We start from the raw sequence: 21,701 nt of genomic DNA on the forward strand, positions 1-21,701 counted from the left end.
TCGTGTAAAAAATTCTGTACACGAGGTCAAAGATTGGCTACCTTGGAGATGTCAAAGATGTTGTACATCGAGAGGAGCCGCTCATGACTCACCTGGAGAAGCGCGCCTGGATCAGGCTGGTCGTCGCCGTGCTCGCCTACGCGGCGTACGTCGTCGTCGTCCTCAGACGGGCGGGCGGGGGTCCGTTACCCGACACGCCGTACACCGCCGCCCTGCTGTGGTCGGTCGGCGGGGCCATCGCCGCCACGATCGCGGCCGAGATCGGGATGGCGATCGTGAACCCCCGCGCCTCCCGCGTGCAGGACGCGCGTGACCGGGAGATCGGGCGGTTCGGCGACCACGTCGGCCAGGCGTTCGTCGTGATCGGCGCGGTGGCCGCGATGCTCATGGCGATGGCCGGGTGGGACCGGTTCTGGATCGCCAACGTGGTCTACCTCTGCTTCGTGCTGTCGGCGGTCCTCGCCGGGATCGCCAAGGTCGTCGCCTATCGCAGGAGCCTGCCGGAATGGTGAAGCCGACCCGCGTGACCAACCGCATCCGCACGCTGCGGTTCACGCACGACGAGATGACCCAGGCCGAGCTCGCCGAGCGCATCGGCGTGACCCGGCAGACCCTCATCGCCATCGAACAGGGCCGATACTCGCCGTCCCTGGAGATGGCCTTCCGGATCGCCCGCGTGTTCGGCGTTCCGCTCGACGACGTGTTCCAGTACCCCGACCTTCCCGAGGAGACGCCATGAAAGCCATCGTCCAGGACGCGTACGGCCCGGCGGACGTGCTCCGCCTGAGCGACGTCGACCGCCCCGAGATCGGTGCCGAGGAGGTGCTCGTCGAGGTCCGCGCCGCCGCGGTGGACCCCGGCGTGTGGGTCCTCATGACCGGCCGGCCGTACCTCATGCGCCTCGCGGGCTTCGGGCTGCGCCGGCCGAAGGTGGCGGTCCGGGGCCGTGACGTGGCCGGGGTGGTGGCGGCCGTCGGCGCCGGAGTGACCCGGTTCCGGCCGGGTCAGGAGGTGTACGGCACCTGTACGAGCGGCTCGTACGCGGAGTTCGCGAGGGCGCGGCAGGACAGGCTCGCGCCGAAACCGGCCGGCCTCACGTTCGAGCAGGCCGCCGCGATGCCGGTCTCCGGCATGACGGCGCTGCAGGCCGTGCGCGACGTCGCCGGTGTGCGGCCGGGGCAGCGGGTTCTGGTGATCGGCGCCTCGGGAGGCGTGGGGTCGTTCGCCGTGCAGATCGCCAGGGCGTACGGCGCGAGCGTCACGGGCGTGTGCTCGGCGGCGAAGGCGGACTTCGTACGGTCGCTCGGCGCCGACGACGTCGTCGACTACAGCCAGGAGGAGATCGACCGGGACGGGCCGCGCTACGACGTCGTCGTCGACACCGCCGGGAACCGGCCGCTGTCCCTGCTCCGGCGCGCCCTGACGCCGCGGGGGACGCTGGTCGTCGTCGGCGGCGGGCACGTGGCCCACCGCTTCACCGGGGGCATGGGACGCACGTTCCGGGCGCCGCTGCTGTCACCGTTCACGGGGCAGCGGCTTCGCCCGGTCATGACGCGAGAGCGCGCCGAGGACCTGGAGGAACTGACCCGGCTCGCCGAGTCCGGCGCCGTCACCCCGATGATCGACCGGGTCTATCCCCTCGCCGACGCGCCCGACGCGATCCGTCACCTCATGGGGGGACACCCGGGCGGCAAGGTCGTCGTCACCGTGAACGGGACGGCCTGAGGCACGGCGGAAGCATCGGTGGGCGGCTCTAGGCAAAAGTGATATCACTTTGCTAGTGTCTTGCTAGACATCGAGGAGCGTGCACATGACCGACCTGCAGATCGCCGTCGACATGCCGGCCCCCCAGACGCACGAGAGAGCGGCCCGCGAAACCGGGGGATGGCCGATGCTGATCCTGGCCCTGCTGGGCCTGCTGAGCCCCTTCGTGCTGGTCCCGGTCGGAATCGGCATCGCGGCCGGCGGGAGCGGCGGCTCGGGGGCCGTGCTGATCATCGCCGGGGTGCTGCTCCTCCTGGTGGCCGTCGTCGCCTTCACCGGGCTCACCGCGGTCGCTCCGGGCGAGGCGCGCGTGATCCAGTTGCTCGGCCGCTACGTGGGCACGGTCCGTACGCCCGGCCTCCGGTTCGTGGTGCCCTTCACGCAGAAGCGCCGGGTGTCGACCCGGATCCGCAACCACGAGACCGACGTCAGCAAGGTCAACGACGCCGACGGCAACCCGATCGAGATGGCCGCGGTGGTGGTCTGGCAGGTGGAGGACACCGCGAAGGCCGTCTTCGAGGTGGACGACTTCGTGGAGTTCGTCGCCTTCCAGACCGAGACGGCGGTCCGCCACATCGCGGGCAGCTACCCCTACGACGGGCACGACGACGTGCTCTCCCTGCGCCAGAACGCCGACGAGATCACCGGCCGCCTGTCGGCCGAGATCCAGGCCCGGGTGGCCTCGGCGGGGGTCCGGGTGATCGAGTCGCGCATCACCCGCCTGGCGTACGCCCCCGAGATCGCGCAGGCCATGCTGCGCCGCCAGCAGGCCGGAGCGGTCGTCGCGGCACGTCAGCGGATCGTGGAGGGCGCGGTCGGCATGGTCGAGGCCGCCCTGGCCCGCCTCGACGAGCACGACGTGATCGAACTGGACGAGGAGCGCAAGGCCACCATGGTCAGCAACCTGCTCGTCGTCCTGTGCGGCGACCGGGACGTGCAGCCCGTGGTCAACACCGGTTCCCTCTACCGCTGACCGTGGCGACCGACCGGAAGAGCATCCTGCTGCGACTGGACCCCGCCGTGCACGACGCGCTGGCCCGGTGGGCCGGTGACGAACTACGCAGCACCAACGCGCAGATCGAGTTCCTGCTCCGCCAGGCGCTGGCGGAGGCGGGGCGGCTTCCCCGCGAGGCCGCCCGCATCCCCCGGCGCGGCCGGCCGCCCAGGACCTCGGCCCCGCCCAACGGCTCCGCGGCCACCCAGGAGCCCGACGAGCCCGAAGGCGGAGCTCCGCCCGGAGACGACTGAGAGAAGGCGACCTCATGAACGTTCCCGGCTCCCTGCCGGCCCGGCTCTACCTGCTCGGCTACGACCCCCGTAAGGAGCGGGTGGTGACGAACTACCGCTTCCCGTACCTGCTCCGCGCCGCCGCGCTCACCGAGCTGCTCCTCGACGGCCGGATCGCCGACGAGCGCGGCAAGGTGCGGGTGGTGAGCGAGCAGCCGCTCGGCGATCCGGTCCTGGACGACCTGCTGCACCAGATCGCCGGGTCCCGCCCCAAGCCGTGGCGGCACTGGATCGACAAGGACGGCCGCGCGACGGTCCGGGCGGTCCGGGACGAGCTGGAGACGCGGCACTGGGTCCGCGTGGAGCTGCGCCAGCCCTTCCTCCTGGTCTTCAACAGGACCCAGGTGCGCGTGCGCGATCCGCGCGTGGTGAAGCGGCTCACGACGCAGGTCGCCACCGCGCTCAACGGTCCTATGTCCCGGGTCGGCGAACGGGAGGCCGCCCTGGTCGCGCTGGCCGCCGCGGGAGAGCTCCGGACGGTGCTGCCGCGGGCCAGGCGGAAGGCGTACCGGCAGCGCATCGCCGAGCTGGGCGAACGCGGCGGACCGGCGACGCCCGCCCTGCGCAAGGTCATCCAGCAACTGCACGCGGCGTCCGCCGCCGCCATGAGCGGGGGCGGCTGACCCGCCCGCACGACGTCGTACGGCCCCGGCGTTCCGGGGCGGCGGGCCCCGGCGGGGGCGTCACGGTGCGGCGAGGCCTGGGGCGATCGTGCGCAGCGCCTCGGCGAGGTCGGCGGCGGACGGCGCCTCGTCGGGATCGACGAGCCACTGCGCCGCCATGCCGCCGAGCAGCGCCTGGTAGAACGCGCCGACGGCCATCGCCTTCCGCGGGTCCGCGGCCGGGTCGAGGTTCTCGAAGAGCGCCGCGAGTCCCAGCTTCGCCTGGCGGTTGGCCGTCGCGAAGGCCTCCCGCAGCTCGGGCAGGCGGTCCATCTGCGCGATGAGCTCGAACTGGATGGCCCACAGGGGCCTGAGCCTGGCGAAGGACTCGATGATCCGGGTCCAGGTGGCCTCGAACCGCTGCGCGGGCGTCCCGCCGAGCGCCGGTCCGGCGGCGAGGGTCCGCTCGATCTCCTTGCCCCACTCCTCCATCGCATCGACGAGAGCCGCGTTGAGCAGCGCCTTCGTCGACCTGAAGTGGTAGCCGATGGAGGCGAGGCTGGTGCCGGCCGCGGTCGCGATGTCACGCGCGGTGGTGCCGGAGTACCCCTTCTCCATCAAGCATCGCCTGGCACCGGCGAGCAGGTCTTCCCGGTTTCCCATGCGCAGATCCTAACCGATTCACGGACTGATGTCTGAGACATATGTACTAGACAAAATATTGAGACGTTTGTACAGTCCGAGTCGTGACGAACATCCTGATCTCCGGCGGAAGCGTCGCCGGGCTGACGCTGGCGCATTGGTTGCGTGAGCACGGGTTCACCCCCACCGTCGTCGAGCGCGCTCCCCGCCTGCGGGAGGGCGGCTACAAAATCGACGTCCGGGGCGCGGCACTCGACGTCGTCAGCCGCATGGGCCTGCTGGACGAGGTGCGCCGGCACAGCACGGACATGCGCGTCGCACGCTTCGTCGACGCCCGGGGGAAGCAGGTCGCGACGATGAACGCCGAGGTGTTCGGCGGCCGCGAGGGCGACGACGTCGAGATCATGCGCGGCGACCTCGTCCGGATCCTGCACGGCGCGGCCGGAGACGGTGTCGAGTACCTCTTCGACGACTCCGTCACCGCCCTGGAGCGGACGCCCGGAGGGGTGCGCGTCACCTTCGAGAGCGGCCCCCCGAGGACGTTCGACCTGGTGGTGGGTGCCGACGGCCTGCACTCCAACGTCCGCGCGCTGGCCTTCGGCGAGGAGTCCCGGTTCGTCCGCGACCTCGGGCACCACATCTCGATCTTCACGGTGCCCAACCACCTCGGCCTGGACCGCACCGAGATGATGCACCCCGCGCCGGGCCGGAGCGCCGGGATGTACGGCACCCGGCGAGACGCCGACGCCAGGGCGATGTTCCTGTTCTCCTCCCCGCCGGGGGCCGGCGACGGGCGGGACGCCACCCGGCAGAAGAAGCTGCTCGCCGAGGTCTTCGCGGACCAGGGCTGGGACGTCCCGCGCCTCCTCGACGCCATGTGGGACGCGCCGGACTTCTACTTCGACTCGATCAGCCAGGTGTGCATGGACGGCTGGTCGTCGGGCCGCGTGGCCCTCGTGGGCGACGCCGCCTACGGGCCCTCACCCGCATCCGGGCAGGGCACCAGCCTGGCCCTGGTCGGCGCCTACGTGCTGGCGGGCTGCCTCGCCGCCGCGGCCGGAGACCACACCGCCGGGTTCGCCGCGTACGAGCGTGAGATGCGGCACTTCGTCGAGGAGAACCAGAAGCTCGCGGCCGCCAACATCAAGGGCATGGTGCTGAGGTCCGCGGCGCAGATCCGCTTCCAGATGCTGATGCTGCGCCTGATGCCGCACCTGCCGGGGAAGGACCGGATGATCGAGCGGGTCACCGGGCCGATCCGCCGGGCCGCGACCGCGATCACGATCCGGGACTACCGGGTCCCGTCGGTATGAGCCGCACCGCCGGGCGTCCCGGGCCGGGCGGGGCTTCTGGGGCCGCCCGGAATGACGGTGCGCCCGGCTGCGCCCCCACGGCGGAACCGGGCGCACCGAGCCGGCCCCGGACTCTGGCGGCAGAACGGCGGCGAGATGGCATGGGGATGGCGGCGAACCCACGTCCGCCGTCGCGAGGCCGGTGCTCGCGCGGGTCCGGTGGGTCCGCCGCCTCCTGGTGGGCGGCGCCGTCAGGGCGCCGCCGGTCTCACGAGCCGGTGCAGGTGACGGTGGGAGTCGACGCCGTACCGTTGGCGAGGAAGCCGAACGTCGTCGACGCGGACGGCGCGAGCGAGCCGTTGTACGAGGCGTTGCTCACGGAGACCGTCGAGCCGCTGGTGGTCAGCGTGCCGTTCCAGACCTGGCTGATGGTCTGGCCGCCGGCCAGGGTCCACTTGACGGTCCAGCCGCTGATCGCCGAGCTTCCGGCCGTCACGGTGACCTCTCCCTGGAAGCCGCCGGACCACGTGTTGGTGGTGCGGTAGGTCGCGCTGCAGGCTCCGGTGACCGGCGGAGTCGGCGTCCGCGTGGGCGTGGCCGACGGCGACTGCGACGGCGACTGCGAGGGCGACTGCGAGGGCGACTGGGAGGGGGACTGCGACGGCGACTGGGAGGGCGACTGTGACGGGGACTGCGACGGCGACTGCGAGGGCGTGGCCGAAGGCGACGGCTGGCCGTTGCCGCTGAACTGCCACCAGTTCACGTTGAACAGGTTGCCGCTGCCGCCGGTGAACTTGAGGTACAGGTCGTGGGTGCCGGTCGCGCCGTTCACCGAGCAGGAGACGGTGGTCCAGGTCTGCCACCCTCCGGTGCCGGAGACGTTGCACGTGCCGACCAGGGTGCCGTTGACGCCGTCCAGGTGCAGCTCGATCTTGCCGCCGGAGTTGGCGGAGGCGACCCGGGCGCTGAAGGACGTCGCGCCGGAGCCGAAGGCGACCCCCTTGACCTTGATGTAGTCGCCGTTCTCGATGAACCCGACGTTCATGCCGCCCTCGGTGGAGGCCTCGGTCTCCACACCCGACTCCCACGCGATCGTCTCGGCCTCCTGCCGGACGTACGGGTTGAGCGTGCCGATCTGCGGCGCCCCGGTCGTGGTCATGTTGATCGTCGGGATCGACCCGTCAGAGCCGTAGGTGAACTTCTCCACCGCCACCGACCGCGTATAACCACCGCCGCCCGGCAACGCGCCGTTGTGGTAGAAGAAATACGACCCGCCGTTGTAGTCGATGATCCCCGGGTGGTTGGTGAAACTGCTGCCCTGCGTCGACATGATCGTGCCGCGGTAGGTCCACGGCCCGGTCGGGCTGGAGGAGGTCGAATAGGCGATGAACTCCGAGCAGCACTTGGCCGCGAACACCATGTAGTACAGGCTGCCCCGCTTGTAGAACCAGGGCCCCTCCTCGAACAGCGTCGGCCGGTTGGCGTCCCCGTTACGCGTGCCGAAGCCCGACGTGGTCAAGGTGACCTTGGTCGCGCTGCCGGAGTAGGAGATCATGTCGCTGTTCAGCTTGACGTACCACAGGTTCGGGTTGCCCCAGTACAGGTAGGCCTGCCCGTTGTCGTCGATGTAGACGGTCGGGTCGATCTCCCCGTTTTCGACCAGCGGGCGCCCGATGGCGTCCTTGAACGGGCCGGTGGGGCTGTCGGAGACGGCCACGCCGATGGCCATCCGGCCGGTCGAGCGGTTGGTCGTGGGGACGTACCAGTAGAACTTGCCGTTGCGGTAGACCGCCTGGCCCGCCCACGCGTCCGACTTCGCCCAGCTGAAGGTGGCCACGCTCAGCGGGGAGCCGTGGTCGGTCCAGTTCACCATGTCGGTGGTGGAGAAGACCCGCCAGTCCTTCATCGTGAAGTAGGTCGAGCCGTCCTCGTCGTGACCGGTGTAGAGGTACACCCGCCCGTTGTAGACCAGCGGGGCCGGGTCAGCGGTGTAGATCGTCTGCACGATGGGGTTGTCCGCCTTGGCCGTCGTGGCCGGCAGCAACGCCGCCATGCACAACAGGCCCGCCATCCAGACGACACCACGCCTGAGCCGGGCCCGAAGGGTGAACGCCGATCCCATACTCACCTCCTGGGGTAGTGACCACGCGACTTGCGCATCGACACGTTCAGCGGCGACAAGTACTACCTAATTGTTAGCGTTAACAATCACGGGCGCACGATTCCGTTCACCCGCTTGTACGGAATTCGTCTCCGTCAACGCGTGCCGCGGCGACCGTGGACATCGCCACGGCGCGGAGCCAATCCCATGCGGGCGGGATGGTCAAGGTTCCGGGCCCGCGCCACGGCGGCGTCACGCGCCCGGGCCACCCGTCCTGAACTGTGTCCGGAGCGCCGCGACCGGGACCTCCGTACCCGTGCGTGGTGTGAAACTTTCAGCTCCGCGACGCGGCGGAAAACCTGCCCGTCCGCCGGTCAGCCACCCGGGCCGACCTCGTTGTCCGGCGCGCCGTCGCCCGCCGTGGGCAGGTCGCCTCGTTCCACCGGCACGCGGGGCGGCGCGGTGCCGGCCTTCCCGTCGCCGGTGGCGCGGCGCGCCCCGGCGACGGCCGCCTTCAGCGCCGCCCGGCCGACGTCCGTCACCCCTCCACTCAGCTTGATGAGGACGTCTCCCCTGAGCGCGACGTACTCGTGGCGGTCACCGGCCATCCGATACCAGCCCACCTCGTCGTGGACGCAGAGGACCAGCGCGTCCGGAGGCGTGGCGAGGTTGATCGGAGTGCTCCGGCACACGTCGTCATCGAAGGCGCCCCGGTCGACCCGCAGTTCCACCTGACGTCCGCCGGGCGCGGTGTAGAAGACGCCGAACCCCTCCTCGTTGATCCCGCCCATGGACTGCTCGGCCATCTCGTATCCCGGCAGATCGACGAGATAGACGAGGTCGGGCGCGACCCCCAGCTCCCGCAGGTGATCCATGTCCACACCGGAGGAGGCCGTCACCGACCCGCACGCGCCCAGGCAGGCGAGCCCGAGAGCCGCCGCCATGGCCCATCGGCCTCTCCTCACCCGGTCATCGTCCCCGGCCGGGAGCGTTCGACCACCGCGCGAGCCGCATCGTCGCTCCTTGATCGCCTGCAGGTGTCCCCATTATGCGCGGAAAGCGGCGGTTCGTCCTTGAGACGGTTCAGCGGGCGTCTCCTGGGCGCCGCGTGGTTTCGCCCGGACGTGCATGCGTTCGCCCTGGGTGCCGAACAGGCTGAGGATCTCCACCGGCGCCTCGCCGGTGCTGCCGAACCAGTGCGGCAGCCGGGTGTCGAACTCCGCGGCCTCCCCCGCCCTGAGGACGAGGTCGTGTTCGGCGAGCACCAGCCGCAGCCTTCCGTTGAGCACGTAGAGCCACTCGTAGCCCTCGTGCGTACGCGGCTCGGGATCACAGCGCTCCACCGAAATGATCATCTTGTACGCCTGCAGCCCGCCGGGGTGCTGGGTCAGGGGCACGATCGTCGAGTCCCAGCGGCTGATGGGCTTCAACCGCACCCGGGGGTCGCCGACCGGCGGCGCGCCGACGAGTTCGTCGAGCGGCACCTGGTAGGCCCGCGCCAGCGGCAGCAACAGCTCCAGCGTGGGCTTGCGTTCGCCGGACTCCAGGCGCGACAGGGTGCTGACCGAGATGCCGGTGGACTCCGCGAGCCGGCTCAGCGTGCTGCCGTTCTGCCTGCGCAGCGCACGCAGCCGGGAACCGACGGAGGCCAGGACGGCGGCGTCGTCGTTTGCCATACCGGCAATCTTACTTGTCGTTTTCGCACGCGGACAGGCCGATTCCACCGCGCCCGCGCCGGAAGTCGCGTGGCCGCCCGGTGAACGAATGTCCTCGATCGGACGTCATATGGGCGAACGGAGGGGAGCGTCATGCGTACCGCAGTCGTCACAGGGGTGATGGTTCTCGGCCTGGCGAGCGTGCCGCCCGTGGCCGCGTCCGGTGCGGCCCACCAGGGCCACCTGGGCTATCAGGGCCGCCAGGCGGATGCGCCCGCGCCCACGTGGAAGCCGGTCAGGGTGAACACGCTGCCCGGGGACGACGTGCTCAACGACGTGACGGTCCTGGGCAACGGGTCGGTGTGGGCGGCCGGGCACCGGGTCGTGAACGGCAGGCAGCGGGGTCTCGTCCAGCGGTTCGACGGCCGATCCTGGCGGGTCATCCCGAACAGCCCGCCGTACGAGCTGCGGGCCGTGACGGCCACCTCCGGCACGAACGCGTGGGTCTTCGGCGAGGGCAGGGCCGCGCGCTGGAACGGCCGCGGATGGACCACGATCGCCCTGGGCAGTGGCTTCTCGGCGACGGACGCCGACGCGACGGGCGCGAAGGACGTCTGGGCGGTCGCCGGGACGGCCGCCACGGCGAGGCACTGGACCGGGTCCTCCTGGAAGAGCGTCCGGCTGCCGGGCCGCGCCTCCGCCGTCGACGCGTACAAGGCCGGCGTGGCCTGGGCGGCGGGCGTCAAGGGCAACCGTCCCTCGATCATGCGGTGGAACGGGACGTCCTGGACCCTGGTCCCGGCTCCGGCGCTCGCCCTTCCCGCGCCGGACGCCGTCGTGACCATCCAGGACATCGCGGTCGTGGGATCGAAGAACGTGTGGGTCGTCGGCGGGGTCAGCTGGGAGGGCGCCGACGAGCAGGGCGACGACGTCGACTTCGGCCGCACCCTGGTCATGCACTGGAACGGCAGGTCGTGGACCGTCTCCATCGGCTCCGCCAACGCCCAGCCGTACACCGAGGTGGAGCCCGACGGCAGGGGCGGCGTCTGGGTCCTGCAGGGCAACTGGAACCCCACCCTGTGGCAGGTCACCGGCTCGACGTGGCGACAGGCCCGGCTCCTCCGGAAGTCCGGCACCGACGCCGTCGTGTTCTCCGTCGCCCGCAGGCCGGGAACGACGACGATGTGGGGCGCGGGCTTCACCGTCCCGCAGGGCGACCCCGACGACCCCTCGGCCAACGGCACGTTCTGGCGTACGCAGTGACCGCCTGACCTCGCCACGCCGTGCACCGACGGCGTGGCCGGTGCTTCGGGATCGCCCGCGGCCGGTGGAAGACACCCATCGGCCGGTTTCGCGCGCCTTGGCGACCTGCGGAAGGCCGATCAGCCGGTGTGACGAGCGTCACGTTTCCGCCTACCACACCCGCCCTGACCTGCGGCTCCTCGCTTTATGACCCCTTTATGCGGTCATAATCCTATTTGCCCCCTTTGCGGCAATACGGCGCGCCTTGGTAGTTTCCTTGCCCAACGAACCCGGCCAGCCCGTGTTCGGAAAGCGCATCCACTGTCACCGGCGCCATGCCCTCTCCCGCCCCCCTGGGCGCCGGTGATGCCGAATCCGTGCAGCAAGGAGGCTCGGAGCCGGGGAACCAATCGACCTTCCATCCGAAGGTCCGGGGTGAATCGGCGCGTAAGCGCTGTAGGGCGACTTCCCTGCCCGAATCCGTCAGCTAACCCGGTAGGCGCAAGCGGAAGACCCTAGGAGAGATCCCCCTGTCCGCCAACCCCACCACTCTGCTTCGCGCTGCCTGCGTCACGGTCGGTAGCGCAGCGCTCACCCTCTCCCTGGCAGGTTTCGGCGCCCTGCCCGCCGGCGCCGTCACGGGGACCGTGACAGCCCCGCCCCCGGACTCGACGGCCATCCCGCCCGAGCCCCCCGTCACGGCGTTCACCCCGTACGCCGGAGAGGCTCCCACGGCCTCCACGGCGGAGTCCTCCGTGAACACGAAGCTCACCAAGGCCGCTGTCCAGCAGGAGAAGGCCGAACTCGCCATCAAGGTGGCGAAAAAGCAGATCGGCGATCCCTACGTCTGGGGCGCCACGGGCCCGGGGGCGTTCGACTGCTCCGGGCTGGTCCAGTTCGCCTGGCGCAAGGCCGGCGTCAAGATCCCGCGTACGACGTGGTCGATGCTCAACGCCGTCAAGAAGAAGGTCTCCCTGGCGCGTCTCAAGCCGGGCGACCTCATCTTCACCAGTGGCGGCGGCCACGTGGGCATGTACATGGGGAACAAGAAAGTGATCAACGCTCCCCACTCCGGCGCGGTGGTCAGGGTCGACCGCCTCAAGGGCTACTGGAGGAGCAACTTCGTCACCGCCGTACGCCCCGGCGTGTGACCCCGGCGTCGTGGACGACACCCCGGCGGGGACGTCCGGTCACACGTGACCGCGTCCCCGCCGGGGGCCGGCCAGGCCGGCGGCACGCCGGCGGTCGTCCCGGCGCCGCCCGTAAGGGCGGATTCGGCTTGCCGCAAGGGTTCGGGGATGCGGAAGGATTGGGCCATGGACCGCCAGCTGATCAGCCATCTCGCTCATCGGGACCACCCCATCGCCGCGCCGGTCTCCGGTGCCAACGTGACCCGGCTGCTGCGCCGGGCCCGGCTGGCCGAGGGGGCGAGAATCCTCGATCTCGGCTGTGGCGAGGCGGCCTGGACGCTGCGCGCGCTGGCGCTCTACCAGGACGCGACCGCCGACGGTGTGGACATCTCCGCGCTCGGCCTCAAGGCGGCGGAGCAGGCGGCCGAGGTCCAGGGCGTCTGGGAGCGCATCCGGTTCCACGAGCGGCCGGCCGCCGACTTCCCGGTCGCCGAGCAGTACGACCTGGTGCTCTGCGTCGGAGCCACGCACGCGTTCGGCGGGCTCGTCCCGACCGTCGAGCACGTCCGCCGTTACCTGCGGCCGAACGGGCTGGCACTGGTGGGCGAGGGATTCTGGGAGCGCGAGCCGACCGCGGAGGCGCTCACCCGGCTGGGCGCCGCGAAGTCGGAGTTCCTCGACCTGCCCGGCACCGTCGCCGCCGCCGAGTCCCCCGGTTTCGACGTGGTCCACGCGTACACCAGCGACCTGGCCGAATGGGACGAGTACGAGTGGTCCTGGACGGGCACGCTGCTGCGCTGGGCCAACGAGCACTCCGGCCCGGACGCCGACGACGCTCGCACGGCGGCTCTGGAGCACCGCGACATGTGGCTGCGCGGTTACCGGGGCATCCTGGGGTTCGTCACGCTCCTCCTCCAGCGGAGGAACTGACCCGATCCCCTACAGCTGACGGAGCACCCGCATGGCGTCCTCCTCCAGGCGCGATAGGTCGCGGAGGATGACCCCGGCCTGCTCCAGGTGTCCCGCGTCACCGCTTTCTCCCGCCTTCGCGATCAGGACGGACACCTCCGTCCAGAGGCCGGCGGCCTCGGCGTACAGGCGGTGACCGGTGCGGAGGCCGCCGTCGTCGATCAGCCGGGTGCACTCGTCGAGGAAGTCGCGGTAGAGGGCGCGGAACAGGGCGCCGCCGGTTCCTCCCTTCTCCATGAGGAGAGCGGCCTGCGGCAGGTCCCGCCGCGGCTCGGCGGCGCGTAGCAGCCATCCGGGCACCAGCTTGCCGGCCTTCTCGATGCCGCGGTGGCCCAGGTTCGCGATGGGAGCGGCGAGGAAGGCGTCGGCGCAGTCCCGGATGGCGGGAATGATGTGGTCCTGCCAGTTGAGCGGGCGGGCCGGCAGGGTGATGGTGAAGGACCGGTTCCTGGCGGTCATCGGGCCGCGTTCGGCCCGCGCCCTGGCGAGGCCGTCCCGGCCGGTGCGTACCGCTCCGCCCTGCTGGTCGGTGTCCACCAGGTAGACCTCGTGCTCGTCGTAGCCGTACATCGCGACGACATGACCACCGAAGTGCACCTTGGAGCGGAAGTAGTCCAGGTGGTAGCAGTCGAGCTGGAGGCCGACCGGCCGGCCCGCGTCGACGCGGGAGGCCACGTTCTCCCACGCCTTGCGCGACGAGGTGGTCTCCTCGGTCGCCAGCGTCAGTTCCAGCCGGGCGGCCAGGTTCCTGGTGAGTTCGAACGGCTTGACCCGGCCGCCGAGGAAGGGGATCGGCATGGCCTTGCTGTCCCAGTAGACGAAGGACAGGCCCGACCCCAGCCCGAACAGCATGGGCTCGGACAGATCGAGCCCCTCGTGCCGCAACAGCACCCCCAGCGCCGTCGTCTCGCAGTGGCGCATGCCACGGGTCTCGACGTCCTTCACGAAGGTCATGCGTCGCTCTCCTCATGCCGGCCGACGTTCACCCTGACACCTCTATCGCACCTGATGTGAGTAGGGAGGTACTCATGCGGAGCGTCAGAGGCCTGTCTAGCCTTCGAGCATGTCGATCGAGCTCGCCGTCGCGCTGGGCGCGATCGCCACCAAGGCGGCCGTCACCGCGCTGCTCCAGCAGGGCGCGTGGGACGACGCCAACTGGGCGATCGTCGCGCACCAGGTGATCGACGCCGTGGTCGGCGTGCGGAACCGGCCCGACGCGGGGGTGCAGCGGATCGGCCGGCGGCTGGACGTGCTGGAGCGGCAGATCGCGGCGGTGGGGCGGAAGGTCGACCTGATCCCGGTACGGGAGTTCGACGAGCACATGGCCGCAGGGCGCCGGTATATGCGGGACCTACGGGACCAATGGCGCACCGCCTACGACCGGTACGCGCTCGTCGAGCGAGCACAGCACGAGTTCGTCCGTGCGTTCGGCATCGCGGAGAACATGAAGGACGCGTCCCGGCAGGCACTGGCGGACACCGCCATCGCGGGCTGCTGGTTGTGGGTGCCCTCCATGCCGGACGTGATCAAGACCATCGGGCAGGCACGGCTGATCCTGGAATGGGAGTTGCTGTTCGGCGCGACCCTGCCCACCAGCTCGTACGCCGATGTGGTCAGGCTCTGCAGGGCGTACGGCGAGTGTCCCGCATGGACCGGGAATCCCGTCGTGCCGGCGAGCGGTCCGCCGACGCCCGGCGCCCGGGTGGCCGTCAGGGCCGAGTACAACCGGTGGACCAGATGCGCGGGCGTCGACATGCGGGTCAACCCGGCAGGCGACGACGGTGCTCGGCAGCGGACGGTCACGACGCGCAGCGGGCTGGTGATTCCGGTCGACACGGCTCCGGGCCCGCAGGAGCGGGTGAAGATCGAGCTGCACAACAGGCGCGCCGACTGGATCTCGGTGTCGGTGACGGCGGACGCCGTCGTCGTACGACTGCCGCAGCACAACAAGCTGCCGGGTCAGAACAGGGTGGCCCCGGGGAGCTCGGCCGCGCTCACTCTGCCTCGGCCGGGGTTCCCGGTGTCCTCCTCACTGTACGGAAGCCCTTCAGGCCTGCCGCCGGATCAGTACTTCGCGAGCCCGCGGAACGGCCTGGCCTCGAACACGTCGCCGATACCGCCGATCCCTGCCATCGGTTTCGTCCTGCCCCAGCGCTCCAGGCGGCTCCGGGCCGCACCGCCGCCCTCGACGCCGCGGATCCCCCCTCCCAGGCGGAACCAGAGAACGTCCTGGTGGCAGTCCGCCCTGGACTGGGTCGAGGAGAACTGGTGACTCCGATTCCGCCGCTGCCATGACCGCCGGCCTCGGCGCCGGAGGGGCCTGAAGCGCAAAGCTCCGAGATGAAATTTTCATCTAGGCGGCGACGGCGGTCACGGCCTTTTCCCTGGTCAAAACCGAAGGAATGGCCGCTCCCGGGCTAAGGGCCGTCGGGGAGAAGACAAGATCCTTGACACACTTCATGACTTCCTATTTGCTCCGGTTCACCACCACTTCCAGTCGCCCGTTAGAGAGGAGCACTTGGCCGCCCCCGTCACTGTTAGCGTTAACAAGTTGTGGCCTCAAAAACGCACGGCAATGCGCCATGCCGACGCTGACGGACATCTGAACTCGCCCTGCTCTTACGCAGCAGGGAAGGGGCGAGCACGCACACGCCGACGACGGTCGGTCACCGCGCCGCTCCGGGTCGACTGACGGTGGGCTCACCTGGCGTTTGAATCCGTCCGGCAAGACTGCCCGGCCGGCATGCACAGGCCGGCCGCGGACGCCCCACCGGACGAAAAAAACAAATGGCTTCCCTATCGACACACGTCCATTTTCGAATGGCAAGGGAGTTGCGGGAAATTGAGACAGAAATCCATTTTCGCCGCTGTCGCGGCGGCCGCGCTTCTCGTTCTGGCGACGGGACAGGCGGCGCTGAGCGACAGCCTTGACGCGACGAAGTCGTCCTCGGCCACCGCCGTCGCGGCGGCGACCGCCGGATGCGGTAAGACCCCGACGCTGAGAAGCGGTTCACAGACGATCACCACCAGCGGCAAGAATCGTAGCTGGATCCTGAGGATTCCCGACAACTACGACAACACCCGCCCCTACCGGTTGATCATCGCATACCACTGGCTGAACGGCACCGCCCAGATCGTCGACTCGGGCGGCTCGGACGGAGCCGTCTGGGCCTACTACGGGCTCAAGCAGCTGTCGAACAACAGCACGATCTTCATCGCGCCGCAGGGCATCAACAACGGCTGGGGCAACAGCAACGGTGAGGACCTGACCTTCACCGACGACATGCTGAAGCGGGTCGAGGGCGATCTCTGCGTCGACACGACGCAGCGCTTCGCCATGGGGTGGAGCTACGGCGGCGCGATGAGCTTCGCGGTCGCGTGCGCCCGGCCGACGGTCTTCCGTGCCGTCGCGGTCTACTCCGGCGCGCAGCTCAGCGGGTGCAACGGCGGCACCCAGCCCGTCGCGTACATGGGCATCCACGGCATCCACGACTCGGTGCTCAACATCTCGCAGGGACGGGCGCTGCGCGACAGGTTCGTCTCGAACAACGGCTGCACGCCCCAGAGCCCGCGGGAGCCCTCGCAGGGCAGCCTGACGCACATCATCACCGCCTACTCGGGATGCCGGGCCGGATACCCGGTCGTCTGGGCCGCGTTCGACGGGGACCACACCCCCTCTCCCAACGACGGCTCCACCTCCACCAGCGGCGCCAGGACCTGGACGACGGCTGAGGTGTGGAAGTTCTTCACCCAGTTCCAGTCCGGCCCGTCGCAGTCGCCCTCGGCTTCGCCGTCCCAGTCCCCGTCGCAGTCGCCCTCGCAGTCGCCGTCCCAGTCCCCGTCGCAGTCGCCGTCCCAGTCGCCGTCCCAGTCGCCCAGCGGCGGACCGGGCGCCTGCCGCGTCACCGCCACGGTCAACGCGTGGAACAACGGCCTGACCGAGAACCTCGCCATCACCAACACGGGCTCCTCCACCGTCAACGGCTGGTCGCTCGTCTTCACCCTCCCCGGCGGGCAGACCATCACCAGCGGGTGGAACGCCACCTACTCGCCCACCAGTGGCCAGGTCACCGCGAAGAACATGAGCTACAACGGCACGCTGGCGCCCGGAGCCACCACTGAGGTCGGCTTCCAGGCCACCCACACCGGCAACGCCGGCAAGCCCACCTCGTTCACCCTGAACGGAAGCCCCTGCACCGTCGCCTGATCGGCGAGGGTCACCGGGGGTGGCGCCCGACCGGGCGCCACCCCCGGACGCGTCCGTTCGTACGGCCGCGAGGACGACGCGGTCCAGCGCGCGAGGCGCCGGAAAGGCGAGCCGCAGAGCTCCGCTCTTCACACCTTGCGATGAGGTCACGAAGGCGGTCAGGCGGCCTCACGTTGGCTAGCCTCACCGCATGCCCCTCGCCTCGATCCCCAGCCCTGCCCAAGGGGTCTGGCACCTCGGATTCATCCCGATCCGGGCCTACGCGTTGTGCTTCGTCCTCGCCATCCTCTTCGGCGTCTGGCTCAGCGAGCGGCGCTGGCGCGCCCGCGGGGGCGATAAGGGCGTGATCGGCGACCTCGCGGTGCCCGCGGTGGTCTTCGGGCTGGTCGGCGCCCGCCTCTACCACGTCGTCACCGACTGGCAGACCTACTTCGGCCCGCGCGCGATCAAGGAGCCCTACCGGGCGCTGTTCGTCTGGGAGGGCGGGCTCAGCATCTGGGGCGCGGTCGCCCTGGGAGGCGTGGGCATGTGGCTGGCCTGCCGCCGCCGGAGGGTGCCCCTGGGCGCCGTGGCCGACACGGTCGCGCCCGCCATCGCGTTCGGGCAGGCGATCGCCCGCTGGGGCAACTGGTTCAACCAGGAGCTGTACGGCGGTCCGACCACGTTGCCGTGGGGCCTGGAGATCGACCAGGCCCACGGCGGCGAGCCAGGCGTGCTCTACCACCCGACGTTCCTGTACGAGTCGCTGTGGGACGCGGCGCTCGGTTTCGCACTGATCCTGGCCGGCAGGCGGTTCACGCTGCACCACGGCCGCCTGTTCGCCCTCTACGTCGCCGGCTACACGTTCGGGCGGTTCTGGATCGAGGGGCTGCGGATCGACCCCGTGGGCGGAGTGGACCACGCGGTGACGCTCCTCGGGCTGCGGATCAACCAGTGGACCTCGATAGTGCTGTTCGTCGGCGCGCTGGTGTATCTCCGGGTGACGCGTGACAAGGACGGCGAACAGATCCCGGTGTCCGCCGCACAACAGGGCCGGCCCGCACAGGATTGAATCCCTGTAGCCGCCTCACGGCCTGATGCCTGCGGGGAACCCGGTCCAGCGCAGGCCCGGCGGAAGGTGGCTCATGTCGTTGAACATCACGATCGTGGGCGGCAGCCCGAGCCGGTACTCGATGACCGTCAGCGCGGTGTTGGCGCTGTTCAGCCCGAGCCACCGGGACGGCGGCGCGTCCATCGCGTGCCGCACCAGCCACGCGATCGGGTAGGCGTGCGTCACCAGGACCTCGTTCATGTCGGGCCGGGTCCCTTTCGTGCCCGGATCGGGGACCTTCGCGAACCTGGCGACCAGGGCCTCGGCGAGCCTCCGGCCCGAAGCCGCCTCGGTGTCGTCGTAGCCGTCGAAGAAGCCCGCCCAGGACGCAGGCGTCTCGGCCGCGCTGGGTACGTAGGGCACGTGGTCGACGAGTTCGGCGGCCTCGGCCACGGGCACGTCCGGTAGGTGACGGGCGATCTCGTGCGCGCTCGCCACGGCACGTGGCAGCGGAGAGTGCCACACGGCGTCGACCGGCAGGCCCGCGAGCCGTTCGCCCAGCAGGCCCGCCTGCCGGCGCCCGATGTCGGTGAGTTCCCCGAACGCGTCGGCCGCGCCGTGACGTGCCAGGTAGAGGCGTCGGATTGTCATCGGGATGCCTGGGTTCCGGTCGGCTTGGCGCTGCCCGGTCACGCGTTCGCCGCCGTGACTGTGCCGTTGGTGCCGTCGACGGTGACGACGGTGTCGTCGCGGAGCCTGCTCGTCGCGGCCGGGATGCCGAGGACGGCGGGGATGGCGTGCTCTCGCGCGACGATCGCGGCGTGCGAGAGCACGCCTCCGGTCTCGGTGACGACGCCGGCGGCGATGCGCAGCAACGGCGTCCAGGCGGGGTCGGTGAAGGGGCAGACGAGGATGTCGCCCGGGCGTACGCGCGCGAAGTCGCCGGGACCGCGGACGATCCTCGCGGTTCCGGTCACGGTCCCGCGACTGCCCGGCGTTCCGGTGAGCCGGGCGGACGGGATGCCGGAGACGCGGGCACGCGCCGCCGACGGTGGGAGTGCGGCGGTGACCGGCCGTGCCTGCAGAACCCAGGCGCGGCCGTCGGCGATCGCCCACTCGATGTCCTGCGGTCCACCGAGCACGGCGGCGATCCGTCTGCCCAGCGCGGCCAGCCACCTGGCGGTCGCGTCGCCGACCGCCGGCCGGTTCCGGGCAGCGGTGGGCACGTCCTCGACCACGAGCCGCGCGCCGCGCCGGTCGAGGCGCTGCCGTTTGTCCGCGATGGTACGGGTGACCGACCCGTCCGCGGCGACGAGGTAGGCGTCAGGGGTGACCCTGCCCTCGACGACGCTCGGGCCGAGTCCCCAGGACGCCTCGATCCGGGTCGCGTCGTCCGGGCCCGCGGGGGTGAACATGACCCCGGACGCCTCGGCGTCCAGATGGCGTTGGACGATGACGGCCATCAGAAGATCGTCGGAAGAATGGCCGGCGCGGCCGGAGGCGGCCCGGTAGGCGACGGCACGCGGGGAGAACAGCGAGGCCCAGCAGGCACGTACGGCCCTGGCGACCTCGTCGGCTCCGTGCACGGCGAGGAAGCTCTCGTGCTGACCGGCCGCCGACGCCTGTCCGGTGTCCTCCTTCGCCGCCGACGACCGCACCGCCACGGGCGGATCGCCGATCTCGCCGAGCGCGCGTCCCAGCGCGTCGATCACGGCGGCGTGGACGGGGCGGTCCTCGATCGTCCGCCGGGCCGCGGCGACGCCCTCCGGCTCGCCGGCGAGCCGCCCGAGGTCCAGGTCGCGGACGGCGGCGAGGTAGGCGGCGAACGGGACGACGAAGCCGTCGGGCACCGGCAGACCCGCGCGGAGCAACGCACCGAGCGCGCCGGCCTTCCCCCCGCAGGTATCGGCGACGGCCTTCACGAGGGGTACGATCATCCGCCCGCCCTTCAATGTTTCATTGACAACAATTTGTTGATTGTGCATTGTGAGACCCATGCACCGCAAGGACGACATGGCGCACGGCGCGCACGCCGACCACATACAGGCCCAGCGTGAGCGGGACGCGCGTGAGCGTCTTCTGCGCCTGGGCGCGGACACGCTCGACGCCCGTCCGTGGCGACCCCCGCCCGCCCCGCCGTCGGCGGTCGACCTCGTGCAGTTCGCCGTCTGGCGCAACACCGACCTGGACCCGGAGGACGTCCTGAGCGCGCTCGCCCTCCTGCCCGCGGCACGAGCCGAGGTCGAAGGACTCGAATCCGCCCTGCTGTTCATCGCCCGCGGCGCGGGACTGACCTGGGCGCAGATGGCGCAGGTGATGGGGTTCAACTCCCCGCAGGCGTGCCAGCAGCACTACACCCGCCTGACGGCGCGACAGGACGCCGAGTCGTGACGCGCGACTCCACGCCCGGCCTCCTGGTCCTGCACGCCGTGCGCGTCACCGGGTTCGCCGACACTCCGGTGATCGCCCGCCGGTACGGGCTCGACGCGGTCACGACGGAGCAGGTGCTGCGCGACGCCGAGGCACGCGGCTGGGTCGAGCACACCGCCTTCGCCGGCACCGCGGGCTGGTCGTTGACCGAACCGGGCCGGGCCGAGAACGAGCGGCAGCTCGCGGCCGAGCTCACCCGCGCCGGCGCCGCCGACGAGGTCCGCGACGTCTACCGGACGTTCCTCCCGCTGAACGCCCTCCTGCTGCAAGCCTGCACCGACTGGCAGCTCCGGCCCACCGCCGGCGATCGGCTCGCCGTCAACGACCACTCCGATCCCACCTGGGACGCAGGAGTGCTCCATGAGCTCGCCTGCGTCGAGCGGGCGCTCACGCCACTCGCGGACCGGCTCGGTCGCGTCCTCACGCGGTTCCGCGGATATGACACGCGATTCACCGCGGCCCTGGCGCGCGCCCGGGCGGGGGACGGCGCCTGGGTCGACCAGACCGGCCTGGACTCCTGCCATCGGGTCTGGTTCGAGCTCCACGAGGACCTCATCGCCACGCTCGGCCTCGACCGGCACGCGCAACCCTGACCCGCCGTCCCAGCTCGATACGCGGACGGCAACTGCAATACTTCACACCCGTTTTTCCACTCTTGACACTTCCACGGCAGCCGCCACAATGACGGTGTCGTCGCGAGTTGCGCCCTCTCGACGTGGACCATATTCCGTGGTTTTCGGGTCGAGACGTGGGAGTTCACACATGCACTCAGCATTTCGGCGTGCGTTCATGGCGGCGGTCATCGCCGCCGCGGCGATTCTCGTGCCGACGGGGCCCGCATCCGCGGGGATCTGGCAGCTCACCGACGGGTTCGAGCCGTCGACGAATCCGGCGTCCCGATGGACCTTCACCGCGAACGGGGATTGCAGCGGGCCGGTGTTCGGCAGCGCGTCGAACACGCCGCGTACGGGGAGCGGCATGGCCGCCATGGCGGCCTACACGAAGGGCGACTGGTGCGCGCTCGGGCGGACCATCACCCTCACGCCGGTGAGCGTTCATCCCGGGGCGCGTTGCACGGCCGGCGTCTGGACGGACCTGTGGGGTGAGTGGGCCCAGTTCAACCTTGAGGTGATCGACCCCGACACGTGGAGGTACATCGCGCTGAAGTCGATCACCCAGGACTGGGTCCACGGCTGGGAACAGCAGACAGTGAGCTGGACGGCGCAACGCTCCGACGTCGTGCTGCGGTTCGCCGTCGTGCAGCGGGAACCGTACTGGCACAACGCGGAGGTCGATCTCGACGACGTCGTGGTGCAGTGCTCCTACTGATCGGCCGAGCCGGCCGGGCCG

Annotated in this window: 23 protein-coding genes and 1 riboswitch; of the genes, 16 read left to right on the forward strand and 7 right to left on the reverse strand. The window is 70.6% G+C overall.

Annotated features, from left to right (window positions below):
- The first annotated feature begins 83 nt into the window (after nt 1–83).
- From HHX33_RS00395 to HHX33_RS00420, 6 genes are all read left to right on the forward strand, one after another.
- Nucleotides 84–512 (forward strand): hypothetical protein, encoded by a 429-nt coding sequence (locus HHX33_RS00395; RefSeq protein WP_182872816.1) that lies wholly within the window; start codon nt 84–86, stop codon nt 510–512.
- Nucleotides 506–739 carry a helix-turn-helix transcriptional regulator gene (locus HHX33_RS00400; protein ID WP_111700599.1) on the forward strand — a complete coding sequence of 78 codons (234 nt, stop codon included), beginning with the start codon at nt 506–508 and terminating at the stop codon, nt 737–739. The genes HHX33_RS00395 and HHX33_RS00400 overlap by 7 nt, the downstream gene beginning before the upstream one ends.
- Nucleotides 736–1,725, forward strand: a complete 990-nt coding sequence (locus HHX33_RS00405) for an NAD(P)-dependent alcohol dehydrogenase (protein ID WP_182872817.1) — start codon at nt 736–738, stop codon at nt 1,723–1,725. The genes HHX33_RS00400 and HHX33_RS00405 overlap by 4 nt, the downstream gene beginning before the upstream one ends.
- Nucleotides 1,726–1,810: 85 nt before the next feature.
- Nucleotides 1,811–2,737 (forward strand): SPFH domain-containing protein, encoded by a 927-nt coding sequence (locus HHX33_RS00410; RefSeq protein WP_182872818.1) that lies wholly within the window; start codon nt 1,811–1,813, stop codon nt 2,735–2,737.
- A gap of 2 nt (nt 2,738–2,739) precedes the next feature.
- Entirely contained in the window at nt 2,740–3,012 is a 273-nt protein-coding gene (locus HHX33_RS00415; RefSeq protein ID WP_310741154.1) for a hypothetical protein, read from the forward strand.
- Between the two features lie 14 nt (nt 3,013–3,026).
- Nucleotides 3,027–3,674: a GOLPH3/VPS74 family protein gene (locus tag HHX33_RS00420; protein ID WP_182872819.1), complete on the forward strand. Its 648-nt coding sequence runs from the start codon at nt 3,027–3,029 to the stop codon at nt 3,672–3,674.
- 60 nt (nt 3,675–3,734) lie between these two features.
- On the opposite strand, the gene HHX33_RS00425 is transcribed toward HHX33_RS00420, so the two are convergent.
- Nucleotides 3,735–4,316: a TetR/AcrR family transcriptional regulator gene (locus HHX33_RS00425; RefSeq protein WP_182872820.1), complete on the reverse strand. Its 582-nt coding sequence runs from the start codon at nt 4,314–4,316 to the stop codon at nt 3,735–3,737.
- Between the two features lie 83 nt (nt 4,317–4,399).
- Here HHX33_RS00425 and HHX33_RS00430 point away from each other — a divergent pair, with 83 nt between their 5' ends.
- Nucleotides 4,400–5,608, forward strand: coding sequence for an FAD-dependent monooxygenase (locus tag HHX33_RS00430; RefSeq protein WP_182872821.1), 1,209 nt, complete (start codon nt 4,400–4,402; stop codon nt 5,606–5,608).
- Nucleotides 5,609–5,855: 247 nt separating this feature from the next.
- On the opposite strand, the gene HHX33_RS00435 is transcribed toward HHX33_RS00430, so the two are convergent.
- The 3 genes from HHX33_RS00435 to HHX33_RS00445 all read right to left on the reverse strand — a co-directional run bounded on the left by HHX33_RS00435 (nt 5,856) and on the right by HHX33_RS00445 (nt 9,364).
- Complete coding sequence (locus HHX33_RS00435) at nt 5,856–7,709, reverse strand: family 43 glycosylhydrolase (RefSeq protein ID WP_182872822.1); 1,854 nt, start codon at nt 7,707–7,709, stop codon at nt 5,856–5,858.
- A 353-nt stretch (nt 7,710–8,062) separates the two neighbouring features.
- The gene (locus HHX33_RS00440; protein ID WP_182872823.1) at nt 8,063–8,632 is read right to left on the reverse strand and encodes a hypothetical protein; all 570 of its coding nucleotides are present in this window, start codon (nt 8,630–8,632) and stop codon (nt 8,063–8,065) included.
- 102 nt (nt 8,633–8,734) lie between these two features.
- Complete coding sequence (locus HHX33_RS00445; RefSeq protein ID WP_182872824.1) at nt 8,735–9,364, reverse strand: helix-turn-helix domain-containing protein; 630 nt, start codon at nt 9,362–9,364, stop codon at nt 8,735–8,737.
- A 132-nt stretch (nt 9,365–9,496) separates the two neighbouring features.
- Between HHX33_RS00445 and HHX33_RS00450 the strand changes: the two genes are divergently transcribed.
- From HHX33_RS00450 to HHX33_RS00460, 3 genes are all read left to right on the forward strand, one after another.
- On the forward strand, nt 9,497–10,606 hold the full coding sequence (locus tag HHX33_RS00450; RefSeq protein WP_182872825.1) for a hypothetical protein: 1,110 nt from the start codon (nt 9,497–9,499) through the stop codon (nt 10,604–10,606).
- A gap of 336 nt (nt 10,607–10,942) precedes the next feature.
- A riboswitch (cyclic di-AMP (ydaO/yuaA leader) is annotated at nt 10,943–11,102 on the forward strand.
- Between the two features lie 238 nt (nt 11,103–11,340).
- Nucleotides 11,341–11,736 (forward strand): C40 family peptidase, encoded by a 396-nt coding sequence (locus HHX33_RS34805; RefSeq protein ID WP_220501356.1) that lies wholly within the window; start codon nt 11,341–11,343, stop codon nt 11,734–11,736.
- A 165-nt stretch (nt 11,737–11,901) separates the two neighbouring features.
- Complete coding sequence (locus HHX33_RS00460) at nt 11,902–12,645, forward strand: SAM-dependent methyltransferase (protein ID WP_182872826.1); 744 nt, start codon at nt 11,902–11,904, stop codon at nt 12,643–12,645.
- A 9-nt stretch (nt 12,646–12,654) separates the two neighbouring features.
- Here HHX33_RS00460 and HHX33_RS00465 read toward each other — a convergent pair whose 3' ends face one another.
- Nucleotides 12,655–13,638 (reverse strand): BtrH N-terminal domain-containing protein, encoded by a 984-nt coding sequence (locus HHX33_RS00465; protein WP_182872827.1) that lies wholly within the window; start codon nt 13,636–13,638, stop codon nt 12,655–12,657.
- Between the two features lie 109 nt (nt 13,639–13,747).
- Between HHX33_RS00465 and HHX33_RS00470 the strand changes: the two genes are divergently transcribed.
- The 3 genes from HHX33_RS00470 (at nt 13,748) to lgt (ending at nt 17,942) form a co-directional block, all read left to right on the forward strand.
- Nucleotides 13,748–14,956: a hypothetical protein gene (locus HHX33_RS00470; protein ID WP_182872828.1), complete on the forward strand. Its 1,209-nt coding sequence runs from the start codon at nt 13,748–13,750 to the stop codon at nt 14,954–14,956.
- A gap of 570 nt (nt 14,957–15,526) precedes the next feature.
- Nucleotides 15,527–16,891, forward strand: coding sequence for a cellulose binding domain-containing protein (locus HHX33_RS35415; protein ID WP_259402010.1), 1,365 nt, complete (start codon nt 15,527–15,529; stop codon nt 16,889–16,891).
- 190 nt (nt 16,892–17,081) lie between these two features.
- Nucleotides 17,082–17,942 (forward strand): prolipoprotein diacylglyceryl transferase, encoded by an 861-nt coding sequence (lgt, locus tag HHX33_RS00480; RefSeq protein WP_182872830.1) that lies wholly within the window; start codon nt 17,082–17,084, stop codon nt 17,940–17,942.
- 15 nt (nt 17,943–17,957) lie between these two features.
- Here the strand turns inward: lgt and HHX33_RS00485 are convergent, their stop codons facing one another.
- Both HHX33_RS00485 and HHX33_RS00490 read right to left on the reverse strand, forming a co-directional pair.
- On the reverse strand, nt 17,958–18,572 hold the full coding sequence (locus tag HHX33_RS00485) for a histidine phosphatase family protein (RefSeq protein ID WP_182872831.1): 615 nt from the start codon (nt 18,570–18,572) through the stop codon (nt 17,958–17,960).
- 38 nt (nt 18,573–18,610) lie between these two features.
- Nucleotides 18,611–19,858, reverse strand: a complete 1,248-nt coding sequence (locus tag HHX33_RS00490; protein WP_182872832.1) for a PEP/pyruvate-binding domain-containing protein — start codon at nt 19,856–19,858, stop codon at nt 18,611–18,613.
- 58 nt (nt 19,859–19,916) lie between these two features.
- On the opposite strand from HHX33_RS00490, the gene HHX33_RS00495 reads away from it, so the two are divergent.
- The 3 genes from HHX33_RS00495 to HHX33_RS00505 all read left to right on the forward strand — a co-directional run bounded on the left by HHX33_RS00495 (nt 19,917) and on the right by HHX33_RS00505 (nt 21,680).
- Nucleotides 19,917–20,312, forward strand: a complete 396-nt coding sequence (locus HHX33_RS00495) for a DNA-binding protein (protein WP_182872833.1) — start codon at nt 19,917–19,919, stop codon at nt 20,310–20,312.
- Nucleotides 20,309–20,944: a transcriptional regulator gene (locus HHX33_RS00500; protein WP_182872834.1), complete on the forward strand. Its 636-nt coding sequence runs from the start codon at nt 20,309–20,311 to the stop codon at nt 20,942–20,944. Before HHX33_RS00495 ends, HHX33_RS00500 begins: the two co-directional genes overlap by 4 nt.
- Nucleotides 20,945–21,113: 169 nt before the next feature.
- The gene (locus tag HHX33_RS00505) at nt 21,114–21,680 is read left to right on the forward strand and encodes a hypothetical protein (RefSeq protein ID WP_182872835.1); all 567 of its coding nucleotides are present in this window, start codon (nt 21,114–21,116) and stop codon (nt 21,678–21,680) included.
- The last annotated feature ends 21 nt before the right edge of the window (nt 21,681–21,701 follow it).

The organism is Microbispora sp. H10670, from assembly GCF_014161385.1.
Lineage (GTDB): Bacteria > Actinomycetota > Actinomycetes > Streptosporangiales > Streptosporangiaceae > Microbispora > Microbispora triticiradicis.

Excerpts from the sequence above, each read along its gene's own strand:
- HHX33_RS00395 (WP_182872816.1), top strand. The coding sequence starts at position 84 with ATGACTCACCTGGAGAAGCGCGCCTGGATCAGGCTGGTCGTCGCCGTG.
- HHX33_RS00400 (WP_111700599.1), top strand. The coding sequence starts at position 506 with ATGGTGAAGCCGACCCGCGTGACCAACCGCATCCGCACGCTGCGGTTC.
- HHX33_RS00405 (WP_182872817.1), top strand. The coding sequence starts at position 736 with ATGAAAGCCATCGTCCAGGACGCGTACGGCCCGGCGGACGTGCTCCGC.
- HHX33_RS00410 (WP_182872818.1), top strand. The coding sequence starts at position 1,811 with ATGACCGACCTGCAGATCGCCGTCGACATGCCGGCCCCCCAGACGCAC.
- HHX33_RS00420 (WP_182872819.1), top strand. The coding sequence starts at position 3,027 with ATGAACGTTCCCGGCTCCCTGCCGGCCCGGCTCTACCTGCTCGGCTAC.
- HHX33_RS00425 (WP_182872820.1), bottom strand. The coding sequence starts at position 4,316 with ATGGGAAACCGGGAAGACCTGCTCGCCGGTGCCAGGCGATGCTTGATG.
- HHX33_RS00435 (WP_182872822.1), bottom strand. The coding sequence starts at position 7,709 with ATGGGATCGGCGTTCACCCTTCGGGCCCGGCTCAGGCGTGGTGTCGTC.
- HHX33_RS00440 (WP_182872823.1), bottom strand. The coding sequence starts at position 8,632 with ATGGCGGCGGCTCTCGGGCTCGCCTGCCTGGGCGCGTGCGGGTCGGTG.
- HHX33_RS00445 (WP_182872824.1), bottom strand. The coding sequence starts at position 9,364 with ATGGCAAACGACGACGCCGCCGTCCTGGCCTCCGTCGGTTCCCGGCTG.
- HHX33_RS00450 (WP_182872825.1), top strand. The coding sequence starts at position 9,497 with ATGCGTACCGCAGTCGTCACAGGGGTGATGGTTCTCGGCCTGGCGAGC.
- HHX33_RS00460 (WP_182872826.1), top strand. The coding sequence starts at position 11,902 with ATGGACCGCCAGCTGATCAGCCATCTCGCTCATCGGGACCACCCCATC.
- HHX33_RS00465 (WP_182872827.1), bottom strand. The coding sequence starts at position 13,638 with ATGACCTTCGTGAAGGACGTCGAGACCCGTGGCATGCGCCACTGCGAG.
- HHX33_RS00470 (WP_182872828.1), top strand. The coding sequence starts at position 13,748 with ATGTCGATCGAGCTCGCCGTCGCGCTGGGCGCGATCGCCACCAAGGCG.
- lgt (WP_182872830.1), top strand. The coding sequence starts at position 17,082 with ATGCCCCTCGCCTCGATCCCCAGCCCTGCCCAAGGGGTCTGGCACCTC.
- HHX33_RS00485 (WP_182872831.1), bottom strand. The coding sequence starts at position 18,572 with ATGACAATCCGACGCCTCTACCTGGCACGTCACGGCGCGGCCGACGCG.
- HHX33_RS00490 (WP_182872832.1), bottom strand. The coding sequence starts at position 19,858 with ATGATCGTACCCCTCGTGAAGGCCGTCGCCGATACCTGCGGGGGGAAG.
- HHX33_RS00495 (WP_182872833.1), top strand. The coding sequence starts at position 19,917 with ATGCACCGCAAGGACGACATGGCGCACGGCGCGCACGCCGACCACATA.
- HHX33_RS00505 (WP_182872835.1), top strand. The coding sequence starts at position 21,114 with ATGCACTCAGCATTTCGGCGTGCGTTCATGGCGGCGGTCATCGCCGCC.